The organism is Streptomyces sp. NBC_00984 (assembly GCF_045162475.1).
Taxonomy (GTDB): domain Bacteria; phylum Actinomycetota; class Actinomycetes; order Streptomycetales; family Streptomycetaceae; genus Streptomyces.
This window is the reverse complement of the sequence record NZ_CP108734.1, coordinates 6,295,464-6,315,234: the sequence shown is the minus strand read 5'-3', so window position 1 is coordinate 6,315,234 and position 19,771 is coordinate 6,295,464. Positions and strand designations below refer to the sequence as shown.

Genomic DNA, 19,771 nt, shown 5'->3' with positions numbered 1-19,771 from the left:
GGACCACCGGACCCGCCGGTGGTCGGCACCGTCGAGGTATACGGAGCCGGAGCCTGGTGCCTGAGCGTGCCTGTGCCCGGTTCACCCCGCAGGAGAGGCCCCGCCCGCCATGACCGTACGCCGCAGCGCAGCAACGCTCGCCGCCACCGCCGCCGTGCTCTGCGCGGCCGCAGCGCCGGTCGCGGTCGCAGCGCCGTCCCCCTCGCCGTCCGCCGCACTGCCCGCCGGGCTGTACGGCACGAAGGACCCCACCTACGACGGGGTGTGGCGGCAGTCGCTGGCCTTCCTCGCCCAGCGGCTCGAAGGCGTCACACCGGCCGCGAAGTCGGTGGACTGGCTGATCTCCCAGCAGTGCGCCGACGGCTCCTACGCCGCGTTCCGGCCCGATGTCTCCAAGCCGTGCGACGCGAAGACGATGCGGGACACCAATGCCACCGCGGCCGCCACCCAGGCGCTGGTCGAGGTCGGCGGGCACCGGGAGACCGTGAACAACTCGGTGCGCTGGCTGAAGTCCGTGCAGAACGAGGACGGCGGCTGGGGCTACACCGCGGGCGCGCCCAGCGACGCCAACTCCACTTCCCTGGTGATCGGCGCCCTCGCCCGGCAGGGGCAGCGGCTCGCGGACATCACGACCCCCGGCGGCAAGACCCCGTACGACCCGCTGCTCGCGCTCGCGATCCCGTGCGGGGGCAAGGACGGCGGCGCCTTCGCCTACCAGCCCGACAAGAAGGGGAAGCTCGTCGCGAACGCGGACGCCACCGCGGCCGCCGTGCTCGGCGCGATGGGCAAGGCACTGGCCGTCGGGAACAACGCCGCGGGCAAGGCGCCCAGCTGCCACCCCGGTTCCGGCCTCACGCCCGAGCAGGCCGCCCAGAACGGCGCCCACTACCTCACCGGTGCCCTCGCCGGGAACGGCCACCTGAACCAGGCGCCGATGCCGGGTGCCACCGACTCCACCCCGCAGCCCGACTTCGGCAACACCGCGGACGCGGTCGTCGCGCTGTCCGCGGCCGGTCACCAGGACAAGGCGGCCGGGGCGCTCGGCTGGCTGAAGAAGAACTCCGCGGACTGGGCCGCCCAGAACGGCCCCGCCGCCTACGCCCAGCTGATCCTGGCCGCCCACTCGACCGGCGACAACGCCCGGGACTTCGGCGGCGTCGACCTGGTCGCCCGGCTGAACGCGGCCGGCCCCGCGCCCGCCGCCGTCGTGACGCCCGACCCGTCCGCCGACACCGGGTACGAGGCCACCGAGAAGGACCAGGTCCACAGCGGCGACGACGTGATCGGGGGCGTGTGGTGGTACATCGGCATCGCCCTCGTCCTCGCGGCAATCGCGTTCTTCCTGATCAGCGGTCGCCGGAAGAACAGGCAGCTGTGAGGCGCACGGGAAGGGCCACCGCGCTGCTGGTGGTCCTGGGCGCCGTCCTGGCCGTGCTCGGCGCGGGTCCGGCCCAGGCGGCCGGCTACCGGTACTGGTCGTTCTGGGAAGGCTCCGGCTCCGGCTGGACGTACGCCACCCAGGGCCCGTCCCTGGTCCGGCCCGACGACGGGACGGTGCAGGGTTTCCGGTTCTCGGTGAGCGAGGACTCCCAGGACTCGGCGAAGCCGCGCCGTGCCCCCGCCTTCACGAAGATCTGCGCGGACACCCCGGCCGAGGACGGCACCAAGAGGATCGCGCTCGTCATCGACCCGGGCACGACCGCGGACGCCCCGGCCGGTGAGACACCGCCCGCGCTGCGCACCGCGTGCGCGCGGGTCGACCCCGACGCGAGCGCCGCGGAGGCGCTCGCCTCGGTGGCCAAGCCCTTGCGGTACAGCAGCGACGCGATGCTCTGCGCGATCACCGGCTACCCGGTCTCCGGCTGCGGCGAACAGGTCTCCGGCGACGGGCACGGCACGCCTGCCGCGTCCGCCTCCGCCTCACCGGCCGGATCCGCGGCCGCCACCGGCTCGGGCGGCTCCGGCGGCCCGTCCGCCGGGGTGCTCGTCGGTGTCGGCGCCGTTCTCCTCCTCGGCATCGCCGCGGTCGTGCAGGCCCGCCGCCGCCGCGGATGACCGCCTCGACCAGCTCCGCGGTCCTGGCGCGCCGCCGTCCGCTGCGCGCCCCCGAGGCGAACCGGAGCAACGCCCTGCCCGCCGGGGCCTGGTGGCTGTGGGCGCTCGGCCTCGCCACCGCCGCCTCCCGGACCACCAATCCGCTGCTGCTCGGGCTGCTGGTGGGGGTGGCCGGTTACGTCGTGGCGGCGCGCCGCACGGACGCGCCGTGGGCCCGTTCGTACGGGGCGTTCGTCAGGATCGGGCTGTTCGTCGTCGCCGTGCGGCTGGTCTTCTCCGTCTTCCTCGGTTCGCCGATCCCCGGCACGCACCTGGTGTTCACGCTCCCCGAAGTGCCGCTGCCCGACTGGGCGAAGGGGGTCAGGATCGGCGGCCGGGTCACCGCCGAGCAGTTGCTCTTCGCGCTCTACGACGGGGCGAAACTGGCCACGCTGCTGATCTGCATCGGTGCGGCGAACTCGCTCGCCAACCCGGCCCGGCTGCTGAAGTCGCTGCCGGGCGCGCTGTACGAGGCGGGCGTCGCCGTCGTCGTCGCGATGACGTTCGCGCCGAACATGGTCGCCGACGTGCTGCGGCTGCGCACCGCACGGCGGCTGCGGGGCCGTCCGACCGGGGGCATCAAGGCGGTCCTCCAGATCGGACTGCCGGTCCTGGAGGGCGCGCTGGAGCGGTCGGTCGCGGTGGCGGCGTCGATGGACGCGCGCGGATACGGGCGTACCGCCCAGGTCCCGCCCGCCGTCCGGCACACCACGAACGTCCTCACGCTCGGCGGGCTGCTCGGGGTGTGTGCCGGTACGTACGGCCTGCTGGCCGCGCAGGGCGCGGTGTACGGGCTGCCGCTGCTGATCACCGGGCTCGTCGCCGCGATGGCCGGGCTGCGGCTCGGCGGGGCCCGTTCGGTCCGTACCCGCTACCGGCCCGACCGGTGGGGTGCGCGGGCCTGGCTGGTGGCGGGTTCGGGTGTCGCGGTGGCGGTGGCGATGATCTGGGCGGGCGGTGTCGACGGGGCGGCGCTGCACCCCGGAGTCGTACCGCTGGTCGCGCCGGTGCTTCCGCTGTGGCCCGCGGCCGCCGTGCTGGTCGGGCTGCTGCCCGCGGTGGTGGCGCCGGTGCCGCCGTCGGCGGGCGCCCCGAAATCCAAGGAGATCCAGTGATCCGGTTCGAGCAGGTCTCGGTGCGCTACGAGGAGGCGGAGCGCCCCACCCTCTCCGGGGTCGATCTGACCGTCCCCGAGGGCGAGTTGGTGCTGCTCGTCGGTCCGTCCGGGGTCGGCAAGTCGACGCTCCTGGGTGCCGTTTCGGGGCTGGTGCCGCACTTCACCGGCGGCACGCTGAGCGGCCGCGTCACGGTCGACGGGCGCGACACCCGTACCCACAAACCGCGCGAACTCGCCGATCTGGTCGGCACGGTGGGCCAGGACCCGCTCTCCCACTTCGTCACCGACACGGTCGAGGACGAGCTGGCGTACGGCATGGAGTCGCTGGGCCTGGCCCCCGACGTGATGCGGCGGCGGGTCGAGGAGACCCTGGACCTGCTGGGGCTCGCCGGGCTGCGCGACCGGCCGATCGCCACGCTCTCCGGCGGCCAGCAGCAGCGGGTCGCGATCGGTTCCGTCCTCACCCCGCACCCGAAGGTGCTGGTCCTCGACGAGCCGACGTCCGCGCTGGACCCGGCGGCGGCCGAGGAGGTCCTCGCCGTGCTGCAACGGCTGGTGCACGACCTGGGCACGACGGTCCTGATGGCGGAGCACCGACTGGAGCGGGTGGTGCAGTACGCGGACCAGGTCGTCCTGCTGCCGTCGCCGGGGGCCGCCCCGGTCATGGGCGCGCCCGCGGACGTCATGGCCGTCTCCCCGGTCCACCCGCCGGTCGTCGCGCTGGGCAGGCTGGCGGGGTGGGAGCCGCTGCCGCTCTCGGTCCGCGACGCCCGGCGCCGGGCGGCGGACCTGCGCGAACGGCTGGCATCGGTGCGCCCGCCCGCCCCGGAGCCGGTGGCCGCTCCCGCCCCGCTGCCCCTCGCGCCCTCCCCGGTACGGCGCGGCGCCCTCGCCCGGCTGCTGGGCCGCGGCGCGCAGACCGCCGACGTTCCCGAGCCGACCGTCGACGCCGCGGCCCGGGTCGAGCGGCTCGGTGTACGGCGCGGGCGCGTCGAGGCGCTGCGCCGGGTGACGCTCACCGTCGCCCCAGGCGAGACCGTCGCCCTGATGGGCCGCAACGGCGCGGGCAAGTCCACCCTGCTGGCCACGCTCGTCGGCATGGTCGAGCCCACCACCGGCACCGTCCTGGTCGGCGGCCGGACCCCGCACCGCACCGAGCCGCGCGAGATGGTGCGCCGGGTCGGGCTCGTACCGCAGGAGCCGCGCGATCTGCTGTACGCGGACACCGTCGCCGCCGAGTGCGCCGCGGCCGACAGCGACGCCGGCGCCGCCCCCGGCAGCTGCCGGGCCCTGGTCTCCGAGCTGCTGCCGGGTGTGCCGGACGAGACCCACCCCCGCGATCTCTCCGAGGGCCAGCGCCTCGCGCTCGCCCTGGCCGTCGTGCTCACCGCGCGGCCCCCGCTGCTGCTCCTGGACGAGCCGACCCGCGGTCTGGACTATGCGGCGAAGGCCCGGCTGGTCGGGGTGCTCCGGGGCCTCGCGGCCGACGGCCACGCGATCGTCCTGGCCACGCACGATGTGGAGCTCGCCGCCGAGCTGGCGCACCGGGTGGTGATCCTCGCCGACGGGGAGACCGTCGCGGACGGGGAGACCCGGCAGGTGGTGGTCTCGTCGCCGGCGTTCGCCCCGCAGACCGCGAAGATCCTCGCCCCGCAGGGATGGCTGACCGTGCCACAGGTGCGCGCCGCGCTGGGAGAGCCGTCGTGAGCGGGCGCCGGGCGCGGCCGGTGCGGCTCGGTCCGCGTGCGGTCGCCGCGCTCGTCCTCGTCAGCGCGATCGGTGTGGTCGCGTTCGGCTGGCCGCTGCTGGCCGGCCCCGGCGCCGGTCTGGCGCACTCCCAGGACGCGCCGTGGCTGTTCGCCGCGCTGCTGCCGCTGCTGGTCGGGGTGGTCGTCGCGATGATCGCGGATGCCGGTCTCGACGCGAAGGCGGTGGCGATGCTGGGGGTGCTGGCCGCGGTCGGCGCTGCGCTGCGCCCGCTGGGGGCGGGCACGGCGGGGCTGGAACCCATGTTCTTCCTGATGGTGCTGAGCGGCCGGGTGCTCGGGCCCGGCTTCGGCTTCGTGCTCGGCTCGGTGACCATGTTCGCCTCGGCGCTGCTCACCGGTGGCGTGGGGCCGTGGATGCCGTTCCAGATGCTGTCGATGGGCTGGTTCGCGATGGGCGCGGGCCTGCTGCCGGGCCCGGACCGGCTGCGCGGGCGGGCAGAGCTGCTGATGCTGGCGGGGTTCGGCTTCGTGGCGTCGTTCGCGTACGGCACGGTGATGAACCTGTACGGCTGGACGATGGTGCCCCCGGCCGGCTCGGGCATCTCGTTCCACGCGGGCGACCCGCTGGCGGACAACCTGGTCCGCTTCCTCGCGTACTGCGCGGCCACCTCGCTCGGTTGGGACCTGGGCCGGGCGGTGCTCACCGCGGTACTGACCCTGGCCGTGGGTCCGGCGCTGCTGAAGGCGCTGCGCCGGGCCACCCGCCGCGCCAATTTCGAGGCCCAGGTCACATTTGACGGCCCCCGCGAGTGAGGGCTCCCACAGGACCATGGCCCCCCACTATCGACAGTAGTAGCCGTCCCGGTGCCAGGCCCTTCGCCGTACCCGGCCCCGCCCCCGCCCCGGTCGCCCACCGAGTGAATCAGGCACTTAATATCACTTGGCCAACTTAATTACCTGTTAGGCCATTTAGGCGCATTTGGCTTGTCCATCCATTCCCGGCGGCCACCGGCGCGTTGTGATTCTCGTGGAACCACGAGAATTCTGGGAGCGGAACACCGTCCTGGCGGAAGCTTTCTGCGCCAGCGACGAACGCATGCGCCAGGCACAGGCGTTGCTGGACGAGACGCAGGCGGAGCGGAGCAGGACGCTGGCCGCCTTCGCCGTCACGGTCGGCGACGACGGATCGATCGCGGACTTGATGGGCCTGAACGAACGCGAAGTGCGATTAGCACGACGCACCGTCGGCCGCACCGACGCACGGTCCCTGGCCGAGGAGCTCCTGAGCCGGTCGCAGTCCGCGGCGGGCAGACCGGCCGGGGAGCCTGCCGCCGCGCCGGACAACGCCCTGCCGCACCTGGCCGACGAGCCCCCTTCCCCACCACCGGACGCACCGCAGCCCGCCCCACCACCGGCTGCGCCCCCGGCCCCTGCCCCCGCGCCGGCCACGACCGGGACCCTTGCCTACATCCCGTCGCCGTCTCCGCCCGTCGAGATGGAGAACACCGTCATCTGGTCGCCGAGCATGGACTCCGTGCTGCTGTGGAGCTGGGAGTCCGGTCTCGATCTGCAGACGGTGGCCGCCGAACTCGGCCTGGAGGTACGCGCACTGCTGATGCGCGTACAGGAACTCGCCAACGACGGGCTGCTCACTCTCGCGACCCCGGTCGCGGACGTCGGCCGGTCGGGGCGGCACCGCCGCCACCACGAGGAGGGATACGCGGCGCTGTTCAGCCCCACCGCCACCTTCCCCACCCACGTGCCGTACTGAGGCACGCCCCCGTCGCCCCGAGGCCCCGGCGACGCGGGCCCCGGCCGGACGATCGGCCGGGGTCCCCCCACCCCTCCACCTCGTCCCGCCCCACCGGCCCGCCGCGCTCAGCGCCGCGCGGCCACCGTGTCGAACCAGCGGACGATCTGCGGCCCCGACTTCATGTACGTGGTGTTGTGGTCGGCCGATCCCTGGTCGATCACCGGGGCGTCGACACCCCGGGCGGCCAGATCGGCGGCGCAGTTGCGGGCGTTGGCGATCGGGACATCGGTGTCGCCGGACGAGGAGTAGAGCCGTACCGGGACGTCCGGCTTCCAGGCGCAGTTGCCGTCCTGGGCGCGCGCCGCGTCCAGCAGACCGCCGGTGAGGTGCTGGAGCCGGCGGTAGTAGTCGTCGGTGAGCAGCTCCTTCAGCGTCGCGGGCAGCGCCGGGATGATCTCCTCCTCGGTGTGGTTGGTGTCGAAGAGCTCGTCCACGATTCCCGCGTACGGCTTCCGGAACGCCTCGGAGGGGTCCTTGTAGAGCGGGTGCAGTCTGCTCTGCGCGGTGAGGTAGTACGTCATGTAGAAGACGGCGCTGGTGTCGTTGACCCTGCCGTCGAAGAGGGCGGGCGTCTCCGCGTGCTCGATGTCGTAGGGGCCCGATACGGGGGCGAGGGCCCGGAGCCTGAAGTGCCGGTCCATGCCGTTGTCGAGGGCCTTGCCCAGGGCCATCGCGACCTGGCCGCCCTGGGAGAAGCCGCTGGCGTACACATCGCCGGTGAGCGGCCGGTCCAGGCGCTGCGCGGCGGTGCGGGAGGCCCTCAGCATGTCGACGGTGGCCGTGACGGAGGACTTGGTGTCCATGTACGGGTGGCGTCCGGGGCCCTTGCCGAGGCCCAGGTAGTCGGGCGCGGCGACGGCGCGGCCCGCCGAGGCGTGGAGGTACGGGGCGAAGCGGCCGAAGTCCTCGCCGACGGAGGGTGCGTAGTCGCGGTGGGCCATGGTGCCGTGGGTGTCGGAGACCACGTCGAGACGGTGGGGGCCGCCCTTGGGGAGGGCGAGGAGACCGGTCGCGGTGGTGGGTGCGCCCTGCGGGGTGACGGTGCGGTAGGTGAGGCGGTAGGCCCGCAGTCCGTGGCGGACGGTGCCGGTGTCCATGCCGCCCTCGGCGAGGAACCGGGCGACGTCCGCGCGGTCGAGGTCGGCCACGGGGGTGATGCCCAGCAGGGTTCCTCTGCCGTGCGCGGTGTCCGTGTGCGGTGCCCCGGGTGCCCCGGCGGGCTGTTGCGCAACGGCGGGCACGGCGCCCAGGGCGGCGAGGACCATCACCGCGGCGGCCGCCGTCGTCCGGCGGGCGATGCGCCGGCGCTTGCGCGAAGTCGGGTATCCGGTACGGCTGTTGTTGTTATCCATGGCCATGACGCTATTCAGCCGGGCGCCGCGCCGACATCGGCGTGGACCCCCGGCCCGGGGTGCACCTGACAACACCCCCGGGCGGGGGCCCACCCTCCGCGGAGCCGCCGGCAGCGCCCCGGGTCAGAGCCGCTGGATGATCGTCCCCGTCGCCAGCGCGCCGCCCGCGCACATCGTGATAAGGGCGAACTCCTTGTCGCGGCGCTCCAGTTCGTGCAGCGCCGTGGTGATCAGCCGGGCCCCGGTGGCGCCCACCGGGTGACCGAGCGCGATGGCACCGCCGTTGACGTTGACCTTTTCGAGGTCCTGCCCGAAGACCTGCGTCCAGCTCAGCACCACGGACGCGAAGGCCTCGTTGATCTCGACGATGTCGATGTCCTTGAGCGACATCCCGGCCTTGCCGAGCACCGCACGGGTCGCGTCGATCGGCCCGTCGAGGTGGAAGTGCGGGTCCGAACCGACCAGGGCCTGGGCGACGATCCGGGCGCGCGGCTTGAGCTTGAGGGCGCGCGCCATCCGCTTGGAGGCCCACATGATCGCGCAGGCGCCGTCGGAGATCTGCGAGGAGTTGCCCGCGGTGTGGATGGCGGTGGGCATGACCGGCTTGAGCCGGGCGAGCCCCTCCATGGTGGTGTCGCGCAGCCCTTCGTCCCGGTCGACCAGGCGCCACATGCCCTGTCCGGCCGCCTGTTCCTCCTCGGTGGTCGGCACCTGGACGGCGTACGTCTCCCGTTTGAACCGTTCCTCGGCCCAGGCGACGGCGGCCCGCTCCTGCGAGATCAGCCCGAGCGAGTCGACGTTCTCCCGGGTCAGCCCGCGCTTGCGGGCGATGCGTTCGGCGGCCTCGAACTGGTTGGGCAGGTCGATGTTCCACTCGTCGGGCCAGGGCTTGCCCGGTCCGTGCTTGGAGCCGCTGCCCAGCGGCACGCGCGACATGGCCTCGACACCGCAGCTGATGCCGACGTCGATGACTCCGGCCGCGACCATGTTGGCCACCATGTGGGAGGCCTGCTGCGAGGAACCGCACTGGCAGTCCACGGTGGTGGCGGCGGTCTCGTACGGAAGACCCACGGCGAGCCAGGCGTTGCGGGCCGGGTTCATGGACTGTTCGCCGGCGTGGGTGACCGTGCCGCCGACGATCTGTTCGACGCAGTCGGCGTGGATGCCGGTGCGGCCGAGGAGTTCTCGGTAGGTCTCGCCCAGCAGATAGCCGGGATGCAGATTGGCGAGCGCGCCCCCGCGCTTGCCGATGGGGGTGCGTACTGCTTCGACGATGACGGGTTCCGCGGCCATGAGCTCGTCCTCTCCTCGCACTTCCGCAGGGGCGTCCCGGCGCCCGCGGATGGAACTAGTACGCGTTCTAGTTCTTTAGCAGTCTTATGAGGCTTACCCCCGGTACGCAAGAGGGCTGCACGCTCCTTGCGTCCGCTCCATACCGGCCCCACCCACTCTTCACGCAACAGAACGAACCACCTCTCTTGCCAGTTGTAGAACTCGTTACTACCTTTCCGTCAACATCTGATGGGCCGTCAGGCAGCGTCCGGGCGGCCCTCGGACCGACCTGGAGCTGCCGATGTCCTGCCCCCATCTGCCCGAAGGGTTCGACTTCACCGATCCCGATCTGCTCCAATCCCGCATTCCACACCCGGAGTTCGCACAGATGCGGCAGACCGCACCGGTCTGGTGGTGCACCCAGCCGGCCGGCATCTCCGGTTTCGACGACGCGGGCTACTGGGTCGTCACCCGGCATGCGGACGTCAAGTACGTCTCCACCCACCCCGAACTGTTCTCCTCCCACACCAACACCGCGGTCATCCGCTTCAACGAGTCGATCAGCCGGGACCAGATCGAGGTCCAGAAGCTGATCATGCTGAACATGGACCCGCCCGAACACACCCGGGTCCGTCAGATCGTCCAGCGGGGCTTCACGCCCCGGGCGGTGCGCTCCCTGGAGCAGGCCCTGCGCAGCCGCGCCCGCTCGATCGTCGAGACCGCGCTCGCCTCCGCCGACGACGACGGATCGTTCGACTTCGTCACCAACATCGCCGTCGAGCTGCCGCTCCAGGCCATCGCGGAACTCATCGGCGTACCGCAGGAGGACCGGTCCAAGCTCTTCGACTGGTCCAACAAGATGGCCGCGTACGACGATCCCGAGTACGCGATCACCGAGGAGGTCGGTACCGAGGCGGCCATGGAGATCGTCTCGTACTCGATGAATCTGGCGGCCGCCCGCAAGGAGTGCCCGGCCGGGGACATCGTCTCCCAGCTGGTCGCCGCGGAGGGCGAGGGGAACCTCTCCTCCGACGAGTTCGGCTTCTTCGTGATCCTGCTCGCCGTCGCCGGGAACGAGACCACCCGCAACGCCATCAGTCACGGCATGCACGCCTTCCTCACCCACCCCGACGAGTGGGAGCTCTACAAGCGCGAGCGCCCGGAGACGACCGCCGAGGAGATCGTCCGCTGGGCCACCCCCGTGGTCTCCTTCCAGCGGACCGCCACCCAGGACACCGAACTGGGCGGACAGCTGATCAAGAAGGGCGACCGGGTCGGGCTGTTCTACTCGTCGGCCAACAACGACCCCGAGGTCTTCGAGCACCCGGAGACCTTCGACATCTCCCGCGATCCCAACCCCCACCTCGGCTTCGGCGGCGGCGGTCCGCACTTCTGCCTCGGCAAGTCCCTTGCCGTGATGGAGATCAACCTGATCTTCAACGCAATCGCGGACGTACTTCCCGACCTGCGGCTGGTCGACGATCCGCGGCGGCTGCGCTCGGCGTGGCTCAACGGGATCAAACAGCTCCAGGTCAGCACCGCCGCGAGCAACGCCGCTACCGGTACCGCCACCGGGAGCTGACCGCTGCCGTCGGTTGCGGACGGTGGGGGCTCGTTCCGGACGGCGGGGGTCTCGTTCCTCACGCCCCGGCCCCCGCCGTCCGTCCCCGGCACCGCGCCCTGCCGAACCCCCGCGCGGGAGGCGCACAACCGCGCGAGGATCATGGCGGGCATGCACGCCCTGCTCTCCGCCTTCGCCCCCATCTGGATGCTCACCACGATCGGTTACGCGGTCGGCCGCAGCGGTCTGCTGGGCGAGCGGGCGGAGGCCGTGCTCGGCCGGTTCGTCTTCCATGTGGCCATGCCCGCCGCCCTGTTCACCATGGTGTCCGGGGCGCGGCTGGACTCCTTCGCCAACTCCTCGATGGTGGCCTTCGCCGTGGGTACCGCGCTGGTCTGCGGTCTCGGGTTCCTGGCGGCCGGGCGGCTCTTCGGCCGGGGCACGGCCGACCGGGCGATCGGCAGCATGGCGTCGGGCTACGTCAACTCCGCCAATCTCGGCATTCCGGTGGCGGTCCAGGTGCTCGGCGACGCGTCGTTCGTCGCCCAGATCATCCTGTTCCAGGTCCTGTTGGTCTCCCCGGTGATCCTGACGCTGCTGGACACGGGGACGGGGGCCGGGTCGGGGACGGGTTCCGGGAAGGCCGTCGTGTTGCGGCGCATGCTGACCATGCCGGTCCGCAACCCCATCATCATGGCCTCGTTGCTCGGTGTGGCCGTGTCCGCGCTCGGACTGCGACTGCCGCACGCCCTCGCCCACTCCTGCGACCTGCTCGGCGCCGCCGCCGTGCCGACGGCCCTGATCACGCTGGGCCTGTCCCTGAACGCCCGCCCGGCCGCCGTCGGTTCGACGGACCTCGCGCAGGTCACGGCACAGCCGGTGCGCGCGGAGAGCACAAAGGGCGCAAAGGGCGCGGGGCACTCGGCGCGTGCCGAGGTCGTCGTGGCGGTGGCGCTCAAGACGCTGGTCCAGCCCCTGATCGCCTTCGCCGTCGGTGGCCCGCTGCTGCATCTGCCGGAGCACCAGCTCCTTGCCGTGGTGCTCTGCTCGGCGCTGCCGACCGCTCAGAACGCCTTCATCTACGCCCAGCAGTACGGACTGGACACCCGGGTGGCCCGCAATGCCGTGGTGACCTCGACGGTGGCCTCCATGGCCACGCTCTCCCTCGCCACCTGGGCCCTGGGAGCGACCGGCTCCTGAGCCGTTCGAGTGGCGGACCGGCGCCGGCGGGCGGATGCTGGTCTGGCGGCGATCCACGCCGAAGGGGTGCCAGGACGAGGTGTTCGTCCCGGCACCCCTTCGGCCCTTTCGGGGGCTCAGCCCGCCGGCGCCGCACCGCCGGAGCCGTTTGCCGCCCGGCCCTCAGAGCTGCCGGCTGCCCACCTCTTCGTCCGGCGCTCTCGGCACCGGCACCGGCACCGACCGCTCCAGGTCGTCCTGCGGCTTCGCCGCCGCCGGTACGGCCACCGGCCGCAGCCTCCGCGGCCCCGCCAGCAGATGGGTGAGCCCGAAACCGAGCGCGACGACGGCCGCTCCGCCCACCGCGTCCAGCACCCAGTGATTGGCCGTGGCGACGATCGCGGAGACCGTGAAGAGCGGGTGCAGCAGCCCCAGCGCCTTCATCCACGCCTTCGGGGCCAGCATGACGATGACGACACCGCACCAGAGCGACCAGCCGAAGTGCAGCGAAGGCATCGCCGCGTACTGGTTGGTCATCGCGGTCAGGCTTCCGTAGTCCGGCTTCGCGAAGTCCTGGACGCCGTGGACCGTGTCGATGAAGCCGAGCCCCGGCATCAGGCGCGGCGGGGCCAGCGGGCAGAGCCAGAAGCCGACCAGCGCGAGCAGTGTGGCGAAGCCGATGGTGCTGCGGGCCCAGCGGTAGTCCGCGGGGCGCCGTACGTAGAGGACGCCGAGGATCACCAGCGGCACGATGAAGTGGAACGTCACGTAGTAGTAGTCGAAGAAGCCCCTCAGCCAGCCGATGTTCACGACCGCGTGATTGGCCCAGTGCTCGATGTCGATGTGCAGCCACTGCTCGATGGAGTGGATCTGGCGGCCATGGTGTTCGGCGGTGGCGCGGCCGGCCGTCGCCGCGAGCCTGACATGGGAGTACGCGGAGTACACGACCCTGATCAGGAGCAGTTCCAGCAACAGGTTGGGCCGGCTCAGCACCCGCCGCCAGAACGGCAGCAGCGGGACACGGCTCCAGCGGGCCGGGACCGGGGCGGCGCAGTCCGTGGGGATCGGATGCTGCCAGTACTGCGAGGTGCGCGGCAGGAACGGCACGGCGCAGGCCGCGGCGAGCGCGGCGATCAGCAGCACGTTGTCGCGTACGGGGGAGACCGCCTCGATGTTCGGCAGCAGAATCTGCCCCGGCAGCGTGAGCACCAGGACCACGACCGCGGGCCAGACCAGCCGGTCGGAGGCCCGCTTCCCGACCCGGCCGACCACGGCGAGCAGCACCCACAGCAGCTGGTGCTGCCAGGCGGTCGGCGAGACGGCGACGGCGACGCAGCCGGTCACGGCGACGGCGAGCAGCAGCTGACCGTCCCCCGCGTACCGTGCGGCGCGGCGCAGCCCGAAGAAGCAGACGGCGGCCGCCAGCACCACGTACAGCGCGATCTCCAGCGGGCCCGCGAGGCCGAACCGGAGCAGGGCGCCGTGCAGGGTCTGGTTGGCGAGGCTGTCCGCGTCGCCGCCGAGCCCGGTGCCCGCGACATGGTGCACCCAGTACGTCCACGAGTCGCCCGGCATCGCGGCCCAGGCCAGCGCCGTGCAGGCGGCGAACACCGCGCCGCCGGTCGCCGCGGCCTGCCGGCGCCCGGTCAGCCGCAGCAGTACGACGAAGAGCAGCACGGTCGGCTGGAGCGCGGCCGCCAGCCCGATCAGGATGCCCGAGGTGCGTTCCCCGCGGACCGCGAGACAGCCCAGCAGCACCAGCAGGACCGGCAGGATGCTGGTCTGCCCCAGGTGCAGCGCGTTGCGGACCGGCAGCGAGAGCATCAGCAGGCTGATCGCGACGGGCGCGGCCGGCAGCGCGGTACGGCGGGACACCGGTCCCGGCAGCGCACGGGCGGCGACGATGCCCAGCGCGACGACGAGCAGCAGCGAGCCGAAGGTCCAGACGACGCCCAGGCTCTGTTCCGCGATACGGGTCAGCGGTTTCAGCACCAGCCCGGCGAACGGGGTGCCGGTGAACCGCTCGCTGTCGTACAGCGAGCCCGTCACATGCAGGACGCCGTTCTCACCGATCCAGGTCTCCAGATCGGTGAGCCGTTCGCCCGGCGGCTGTCTTAGCACCACCGCCATCTGCCGTACAGCCAGAGCGGCCACAACCAGCCAGAGCAGAGCTCGGGCAGTCCCGGTCCTCGTCCCCGTCGCCGCGTCTCCGCGCACACTGTGCTCCGCATTCGCCACGCTGCGCCGACCCTCCCGCCGTTCCGGTGCCCGTCCCTCGATCCGGGCGTCCGGGAAACCTTCGCATTACGCCACGAGATAGGCCCAATCAGACCTCCTCTCCACCCGACCTTCGCCCCATTTACGTCCGAAAGAATGTTCGGACGTACGGCCGTACTGGGCCACTGGAAGCGAAACTGTGGCCGGAACCGGAACTCCGGTTCGTACGTCCTCCTCCGTGTTCGTCGATCAAGGGGGAGGCAGGCGGAACATGCGGTGCACAGGGGTGAAGCGGGGTCGACGGGGTGACGGGCGCGCGTGGCCGGTGCGTGCGCTGTCACTGCTGCTGATGCTGGTGTCATTGCAGCTGGGGTCGCTGATCAGTCCGGCGTACGCCTGTGGCTGCGGGGCGATGGTCCCGAGCAAGGAGACCCAGGTCTCGGTCGACCGGGAGACGTCGGTGGTCGACTGGGACGGCCGGACCGAGCAGATCGTCATGCGGCTCACGGTCCGCGGGAACGCTCCCGAGGCGGCCTGGATCATGCCGGTGCCGCACCGCGCGAGCGTGGATCTCGGTGATCCCGGTCTCTTCTCCGAGCTCTCCGTGCTCACCGCGCCGGAACCCGTGACCAGGCACTACTTCTGGCCCCGCTCCCACGACTGGCCGTTCGCCGGCTCCGACAACGTCGGGGACGGGGCCGCGGCTCCTTCGGCCGGTGCCCCGGCGGTCCAGGTGGTCGGCCGGGAGCGGCTCGGCCCCTTCGATGTGGCACGGCTGGCCGCGACCGACCCGGAGGCGCTGCAGAAGTGGCTGGAGGACAACGGCTTCGACCTGCCCGACCGGCTGGCGACGGCACTGAAGCCCTATGTCGACCAGAAGTGGGAGTACGTCGCGATCCGCCTCGCTCCACAGGACAGTGGCAATCCGCTCCGCGGCACGCTCGACCCGTTGCGGCTGCGCTTCGCCAGCGACCGGCTGGTCTACCCGATGCGGCTGTCGAAGCTCGCCTCGACGCCGCAGCAACTCGGCCTGTACGTCCTCGCCGCGCACCGCATGGAGCCGCGCGGCCCGATCGGCGGCGATGCGCCGGAGGTGACGTACGCGGGCAGAATCGATCCCCGGTCGGCGGCGGACGACACGGACGCCCTTGAGGAGCTGACAGGTGCGGAGCCGGTGTTCCTCACCGCGATCGAGCAGTCGTTCCCGCACCCGGAGCGGATCGACGGCGATCACGAGCTGCGCGCGGCCGACGCCGACACCCCGTACCGGACCGTGACGTACCGGAACCAGCTGCTGACCGTGGGCGGCATCCCCGCCTGGATGCTGTCGCTGCTCGGGGCCGTGCTGGTGGCGGTCGCCGCGGTGCTGCTGCTGGTGGTGACGCGGGCCCGGCGGCGGCCGGTACTGCCTCCGGCACCGGTCACGGTTCCGCCGCCGCTGGGGTGAGCGCCGGGGCGGCGGGGCGGGGGTGCGGCTCGGCGACGGGCACGGCGGGTGTGGCGGGGCGACGGGCGACGGGCGCCGCGGCAACGACGGGTGTGGCGGGGGCCCGGTGAAATCGTTGGCCGCCTTGATCGTGCTCAGGTCAGAATGACCGGCATGACCTGGACGCTGGCCCCTGAACCGTTCGACTCGCCCGATGCCTCGCTGCTGCGCCGCGACTACTACGACGAGGTCGCCAGCCGGTACTGGGGGCGGCCCGCCACCGCCGACGAGATCGACGAGGGGCTCACCGACGACGGGGCCGACCGGCTCGTCCCGCCCACCGGTCAGTTCGTCGTCGGCCGGTTCGGCGGGAAGGCGGCGGCCTGCGCCGGGCTGCTGGTGGTGGACGCGGACACGGCGGAGCTGACGCGGGTGTTCGTACGCCCCGGACACCGCGGCACGGGCGGCGGCGGACTGCTCCTGGCGGCCGTCGAGGACGCGGCGCGCGCCTTCGGCATCCGCACGCTCCGGCTCGACACCCGCAACGACCTGGTCGAGGCGCGGGGACTGTACGCCAAGCACGGCTACCGCGAGGTCCCGGCGTTCCACCGGCGGCAGTTCGCGGAGCACTGGTTCGCGAAGGAGCTGCCCGCGACGGCCTCGGCGTCCGCGAGGTCGTAGCGCGGTTCAGGCCGCGTGGTCCCGCTTCGGTTCGGGGCTGTGCGGCCGTTCCCTGCTCGACCCGCTCGTCTCGGCGGTCAGTTCCTCCACGAGCCTGACCAGATCGGTCGGCCGGTCCGGCCCCCACCAGTCGCCCAGCAGCTCGGCCATGGACTCCTCACGCGCCTCCGCGAGCCTCACCACCACTTCCGAGCCGGCCTCGGTGAGCACCAGTTGCACGCCTTCGCGCCGCACCAGTCCGCGCTCCTCCAGCTGACGGGCCGCGTCGCTGATCACCCGCAGCGGCACCGGGGCGATGTCGGCGAGCCTGGCCGGTTCGACCGTGCCGTGCCGTCTGATGCGCAGCAGCATCCAGCTCGCCGCGGGCAGCAGGTCGTAGCCCGCCCTCTTGGTAATCTTCACGTAGATCTCGCGGCGCCCCGCCCTCGTGGCGAGCACCGAGAGCGCGCGGGCGCATTCGTCGTACGAGGACCGCTCGACCGGGTTCGACGCCAGGGTCTCGGTCGCCTCCGGAGCGGTCACCGAGCCGCGCAGCTTGTCCTCCTTGAGGTACCAGGCGAAGACGAAGGCGATCAGCACGACCGGAGCCGCGTACAGGAACACGTCCGTGATCGATGTCGAGTACGCGTGGAGCACCGCGGGCCGCAGCGCGGGCGGCAGTTGCCCGATCGCGCGGGGGTCGGAGGCCAGTCCGTCCACACCGGCCCCGGGGGGCAGCGGGTGGCCGGCGAGTGCGGCGGTCAGTTTGTCGGTGAGCCGGTTGGTGAAGATCGTGCCGAAGACGGCGACGCCGAACGAGGCGCCGATGGAACGGAAGAAGGTGGCGCCGGAGGTGGCGACGCCGAGGTCCTCGTAGGTGACGGCGTTCTGCACGACCAGCACCAGGACCTGCATCACCAGGCCGAGCCCCGCGCCGAAGACGAAGAAGTAGCTGCTCATCACCCAGGTGCTGCTGGTCTCCGTGAGCCGGTGCAGCAGCTGGAGGCCGATGGCCGTGAGGCCGGTGCCCGCGATCGGGAAGACCTTCCAGCGGCCGGTGCGGCTGACGATCTGTCCGGACGCGGTCGAGGTGAGGAGCAGGCCCAGCACCATCGGGAGCATGTGCACACCGGACATCGTCGGTGAGATGCCGTGCACCACCTGCAGGAAGGTCGGCAGGTAGGTCATCGCGCCGAACATCGCGAAGCCGACCACGAAGCTGATGACGGCGACGAGGGTGAAGGTCCTGATCCGGAAGAGCTTCAGCGGGATGATGGGTTCGATGGCCCGGCGCTCGACGTGTACGAAGGCGATCAGCAACAGCACGCTCAGGACGGCGAGACCGATGATCTGCGCCGAGTCCCAGGCCCAGGTGGTGCCGCCGAGCGAGGCGACGAGGACCATGCAGGTGGCGACGGAGGCGATGAGGAAGGTGCCGAGGTAGTCGATGGTGTGCTTCGTGCTGCGGACCGGGATGTGCAGTACGGCGGCGATCACGAGGAGCGCCACGACGCCGATCGGCAGGTTGATGTAGAAGACCCACCGCCAGCTGAGGTGCTCGGTGAACAGACCGCCGAGGAGCGGTCCGAGGACGCTCGCCGCGCCGAAGACCGCCCCGAACAGACCCTGGTACTTACCCCGTTCGCGCGGCGCGACGATATCGCCGACGATCGCCATCGAGAGCACGATGAGGCCGCCGCCGCCGAGTCCCTGAAGAGCCCTGAAGCCGATGAGCTGCGGCATGTTCTGGGCGATGCCGCAGAGCGCCGAGCCGATGAGAAAGATGACGATGGCGGCCTGGAAGAGCTTCTTGCGGCCGTACTGGTCGCCGAGTTTGCCCCAGAGCGGGGTCGCGGCGGTCGACGCCAGCAGATAGGCCGTGACCACCCAGGAGAGGTGTTCCAGTCCGCCGAGGTCGCTGACGATGGTCGGCAGTGCGGTGGAGACGATGGTCTGATCGAGTGCCGCCAGCAGCATGCCGAGGAGCAGTGCTCCGATGGCTACGAGGACCGACCGCGTGGAGCGCTCTCCGCCGGGGGCAGGAGCCGGGGCCGGGGCGCTCAGATGCTGGGCCATGGAACATCTCCTCGGGTCCGCTACATCCCCATCCTGGCCTTTCCGTACGGTTATGGCCTGCTGAGCAGGAACGGGCCGGAAGCGAGCTGCATAATCGCAGGGCAATCAAGGGGAGGGGCCCACGATGGCCGGACATATATGCCCGCAGTGCGGTACGGACAGCAGACCCGACGGAGGAACCGGAGCCCGGCCCGCGTGCGCCTGCGGGCAGCCGACCGCGGAGCAGTACCGCACCGCCGAGCGGCACCGGGCCGAGTGGTCGGCGGCCGACAAGGCGGAAATGGCGGCTGCCGAGGACTTCGATCCCTTGCGGATACGGCCGTACGTGACGCTGGGGAACGACACGGTTCCGGCCGCCGCCGACGCCGACGAGCGGCCGGAGCAGCGGGGATCGCACCGCCCCCGGAGGACGCGGCCACGACGATGCCACTCCTCCCCGGCCCGGCGGCGGGCCCGCTGGAACGGATTGGCTTTCTCGGACAGCTTTTTGTATCGTGATGGAACAAAGTAGCCTCCGCCCGCCACCCCCTGACCGGCGGGCGAGGCTGCTTGTTCCTTAATTCCGCGTTTGCCCCCCTCCCCGCGTCGCCGCCTCCCGGCGTCCCCGCTTCCCCGCGCTCTGGAGCCCGCCCATGCCGGCCACCGTCCTCACCGCCCGCGCCCTCCTTCTGGACATGGACGGCACCCTGGTGAATTCCGACGCCGTCGTGGAACGCTGCTGGCGGCGCTGGGCACTGCGCGAGGGGCTGGACCCGGAGGCCGCGCTCAAGGTGGTCCACGGGCGGCAGGGGTACGCCACCATGGCGGTGCTCCTCCCGGACCGCCCGATGGAGCAGAACCACGCGGACAACCGGGTCATGCTCGCGGAGGAGACCGCCGACACCGACGGCGTCGTTCCGATCGGCGGCGCGCCCGCCTTCATGGACGCGATCACCGCGCTCCCGCACGCCCTGGTCACCTCGGCCGACGAGGCACTGGCCCGGACCCGGATGACCGCGTCGGGCCTGCGGATGCCGGAGGTCCGCGTCACCGCCGAGAGCGTCGGCGCCAGCAAGCCGGACCCCGAGGGCTTCCTCAAGGGCGCGGCCGAGCTGGGCTTCGCCGCGGCGGACTGTGTCGTCTTCGAGGACTCGGAGGCGGGCATCGCGGCGGGCCGGGCGGCGGGCATGCGGGTCGTGGGCGTCGGCCCGCGCGCCGGAGCGCTCTCCCCCGACGCGCACGTCGACGACCTGACGCAGGTCCGGGTGGAAGCGGCACCCGACGGCTCGATCCGGCTGCACATCAGCGCGCGATAG

15 protein-coding genes are annotated in these 19,771 nt (G+C 72.1%); 11 read left to right on the top strand and 4 right to left on the bottom strand.

Going from position 1 to position 19,771, the window contains the following annotated elements:
* Positions 1-109: 109 nt before the first annotated feature.
* The 6 genes from OG520_RS28245 to OG520_RS28220 all read left to right on the top strand — a co-directional run bounded on the left by OG520_RS28245 (position 110) and on the right by OG520_RS28220 (position 6,691).
* Entirely contained in the window at positions 110-1,378 is a 1,269-nt protein-coding gene (locus OG520_RS28245) for a prenyltransferase/squalene oxidase repeat-containing protein (protein WP_406015054.1), read from the top strand.
* A complete protein-coding gene (locus OG520_RS28240; RefSeq protein WP_406015053.1) occupies positions 1,375-2,055 on the top strand; it encodes an SCO2322 family protein in 681 nt (226 codons plus the stop codon). Before OG520_RS28245 ends, OG520_RS28240 begins: the two co-directional genes overlap by 4 nt.
* Positions 2,052-3,209: an energy-coupling factor transporter transmembrane protein EcfT gene (locus OG520_RS28235; protein ID WP_406015052.1), complete on the top strand. Its 1,158-nt coding sequence runs from the start codon at positions 2,052-2,054 to the stop codon at positions 3,207-3,209. Before OG520_RS28240 ends, OG520_RS28235 begins: the two co-directional genes overlap by 4 nt.
* Entirely contained in the window at positions 3,206-4,918 is a 1,713-nt protein-coding gene (locus OG520_RS28230; protein ID WP_406015051.1) for an ABC transporter ATP-binding protein, read from the top strand. The genes OG520_RS28235 and OG520_RS28230 overlap by 4 nt, the downstream gene beginning before the upstream one ends.
* On the top strand, positions 4,870-5,733 hold the full coding sequence (locus tag OG520_RS28225; protein ID WP_399326356.1) for an ECF transporter S component: 864 nt from the start codon (positions 4,870-4,872) through the stop codon (positions 5,731-5,733). Before OG520_RS28230 ends, OG520_RS28225 begins: the two co-directional genes overlap by 49 nt.
* A 214-nt stretch (positions 5,734-5,947) precedes the next feature.
* On the top strand, positions 5,948-6,691 hold the full coding sequence (locus OG520_RS28220; protein ID WP_406015050.1) for a hypothetical protein: 744 nt from the start codon (positions 5,948-5,950) through the stop codon (positions 6,689-6,691).
* 107 nt (positions 6,692-6,798) lie between these two features.
* On the opposite strand, the gene OG520_RS28215 is transcribed toward OG520_RS28220, so the two are convergent.
* Entirely contained in the window at positions 6,799-8,085 is a 1,287-nt protein-coding gene (locus tag OG520_RS28215; RefSeq protein ID WP_406015049.1) for an alpha/beta hydrolase, read from the bottom strand.
* 123 nt (positions 8,086-8,208) lie between these two features.
* Positions 8,209-9,378: a steroid 3-ketoacyl-CoA thiolase gene (locus OG520_RS28210; protein WP_385334430.1), complete on the bottom strand. Its 1,170-nt coding sequence runs from the start codon at positions 9,376-9,378 to the stop codon at positions 8,209-8,211.
* 280 nt (positions 9,379-9,658) lie between these two features.
* Between OG520_RS28210 and OG520_RS28205 the strand changes: the two genes are divergently transcribed.
* Positions 9,659-10,939, top strand: coding sequence for a cytochrome P450 (locus tag OG520_RS28205; protein ID WP_406015048.1), 1,281 nt, complete (start codon positions 9,659-9,661; stop codon positions 10,937-10,939).
* A gap of 150 nt (positions 10,940-11,089) precedes the next feature.
* A complete protein-coding gene (locus tag OG520_RS28200) occupies positions 11,090-12,118 on the top strand; it encodes an AEC family transporter (protein WP_406015047.1) in 1,029 nt (342 codons plus the stop codon).
* A gap of 162 nt (positions 12,119-12,280) precedes the next feature.
* Here the strand turns inward: OG520_RS28200 and OG520_RS28195 are convergent, their stop codons facing one another.
* On the bottom strand, positions 12,281-14,227 hold the full coding sequence (locus OG520_RS28195; protein ID WP_406015046.1) for a bifunctional glycosyltransferase 87/phosphatase PAP2 family protein: 1,947 nt from the start codon (positions 14,225-14,227) through the stop codon (positions 12,281-12,283).
* A gap of 436 nt (positions 14,228-14,663) precedes the next feature.
* Between OG520_RS28195 and OG520_RS28190 the strand changes: the two genes are divergently transcribed.
* Both OG520_RS28190 and OG520_RS28185 read left to right on the top strand, forming a co-directional pair.
* On the top strand, positions 14,664-15,761 hold the full coding sequence (locus OG520_RS28190) for a DUF2330 domain-containing protein (RefSeq protein WP_406015045.1): 1,098 nt from the start codon (positions 14,664-14,666) through the stop codon (positions 15,759-15,761).
* A 153-nt stretch (positions 15,762-15,914) separates the two neighbouring features.
* Complete coding sequence (locus tag OG520_RS28185; protein WP_406015044.1) at positions 15,915-16,421, top strand: GNAT family N-acetyltransferase; 507 nt, start codon at positions 15,915-15,917, stop codon at positions 16,419-16,421.
* 6 nt (positions 16,422-16,427) lie between these two features.
* Here the strand turns inward: OG520_RS28185 and OG520_RS28180 are convergent, their stop codons facing one another.
* Positions 16,428-18,476: an MFS transporter gene (locus OG520_RS28180; RefSeq protein WP_399326369.1), complete on the bottom strand. Its 2,049-nt coding sequence runs from the start codon at positions 18,474-18,476 to the stop codon at positions 16,428-16,430.
* A gap of 632 nt (positions 18,477-19,108) precedes the next feature.
* Here OG520_RS28180 and OG520_RS28175 point away from each other — a divergent pair.
* The gene (locus tag OG520_RS28175) at positions 19,109-19,771 is read left to right on the top strand and encodes an HAD-IA family hydrolase (RefSeq protein ID WP_406015043.1); all 663 of its coding nucleotides are present in this window, start codon (positions 19,109-19,111) and stop codon (positions 19,769-19,771) included.

Coding starts and splice junctions, on each gene's coding strand:
- OG520_RS28245 (WP_406015054.1), top strand. CDS start 110: ATGACCGTACGCCGCAGCGCAGCAACGCTCGCCGCCACCGCCGCCGTG.
- OG520_RS28235 (WP_406015052.1), top strand. CDS start 2,052: ATGACCGCCTCGACCAGCTCCGCGGTCCTGGCGCGCCGCCGTCCGCTG.
- OG520_RS28225 (WP_399326356.1), top strand. CDS start 4,870: ATGGCTGACCGTGCCACAGGTGCGCGCCGCGCTGGGAGAGCCGTCGTG.
- OG520_RS28215 (WP_406015049.1), bottom strand. CDS start 8,085: ATGGATAACAACAACAGCCGTACCGGATACCCGACTTCGCGCAAGCGC.
- OG520_RS28210 (WP_385334430.1), bottom strand. CDS start 9,378: ATGGCCGCGGAACCCGTCATCGTCGAAGCAGTACGCACCCCCATCGGC.
- OG520_RS28205 (WP_406015048.1), top strand. CDS start 9,659: ATGTCCTGCCCCCATCTGCCCGAAGGGTTCGACTTCACCGATCCCGAT.
- OG520_RS28200 (WP_406015047.1), top strand. CDS start 11,090: ATGCACGCCCTGCTCTCCGCCTTCGCCCCCATCTGGATGCTCACCACG.
- OG520_RS28195 (WP_406015046.1), bottom strand. CDS start 14,227: ATGGCGGTGGTGCTAAGACAGCCGCCGGGCGAACGGCTCACCGATCTG.
- OG520_RS28190 (WP_406015045.1), top strand. CDS start 14,664: ATGCTGGTGTCATTGCAGCTGGGGTCGCTGATCAGTCCGGCGTACGCC.
- OG520_RS28185 (WP_406015044.1), top strand. CDS start 15,915: ATGACCTGGACGCTGGCCCCTGAACCGTTCGACTCGCCCGATGCCTCG.
- OG520_RS28180 (WP_399326369.1), bottom strand. CDS start 18,476: ATGGCCCAGCATCTGAGCGCCCCGGCCCCGGCTCCTGCCCCCGGCGGA.
- OG520_RS28175 (WP_406015043.1), top strand. CDS start 19,109: ATGCCGGCCACCGTCCTCACCGCCCGCGCCCTCCTTCTGGACATGGAC.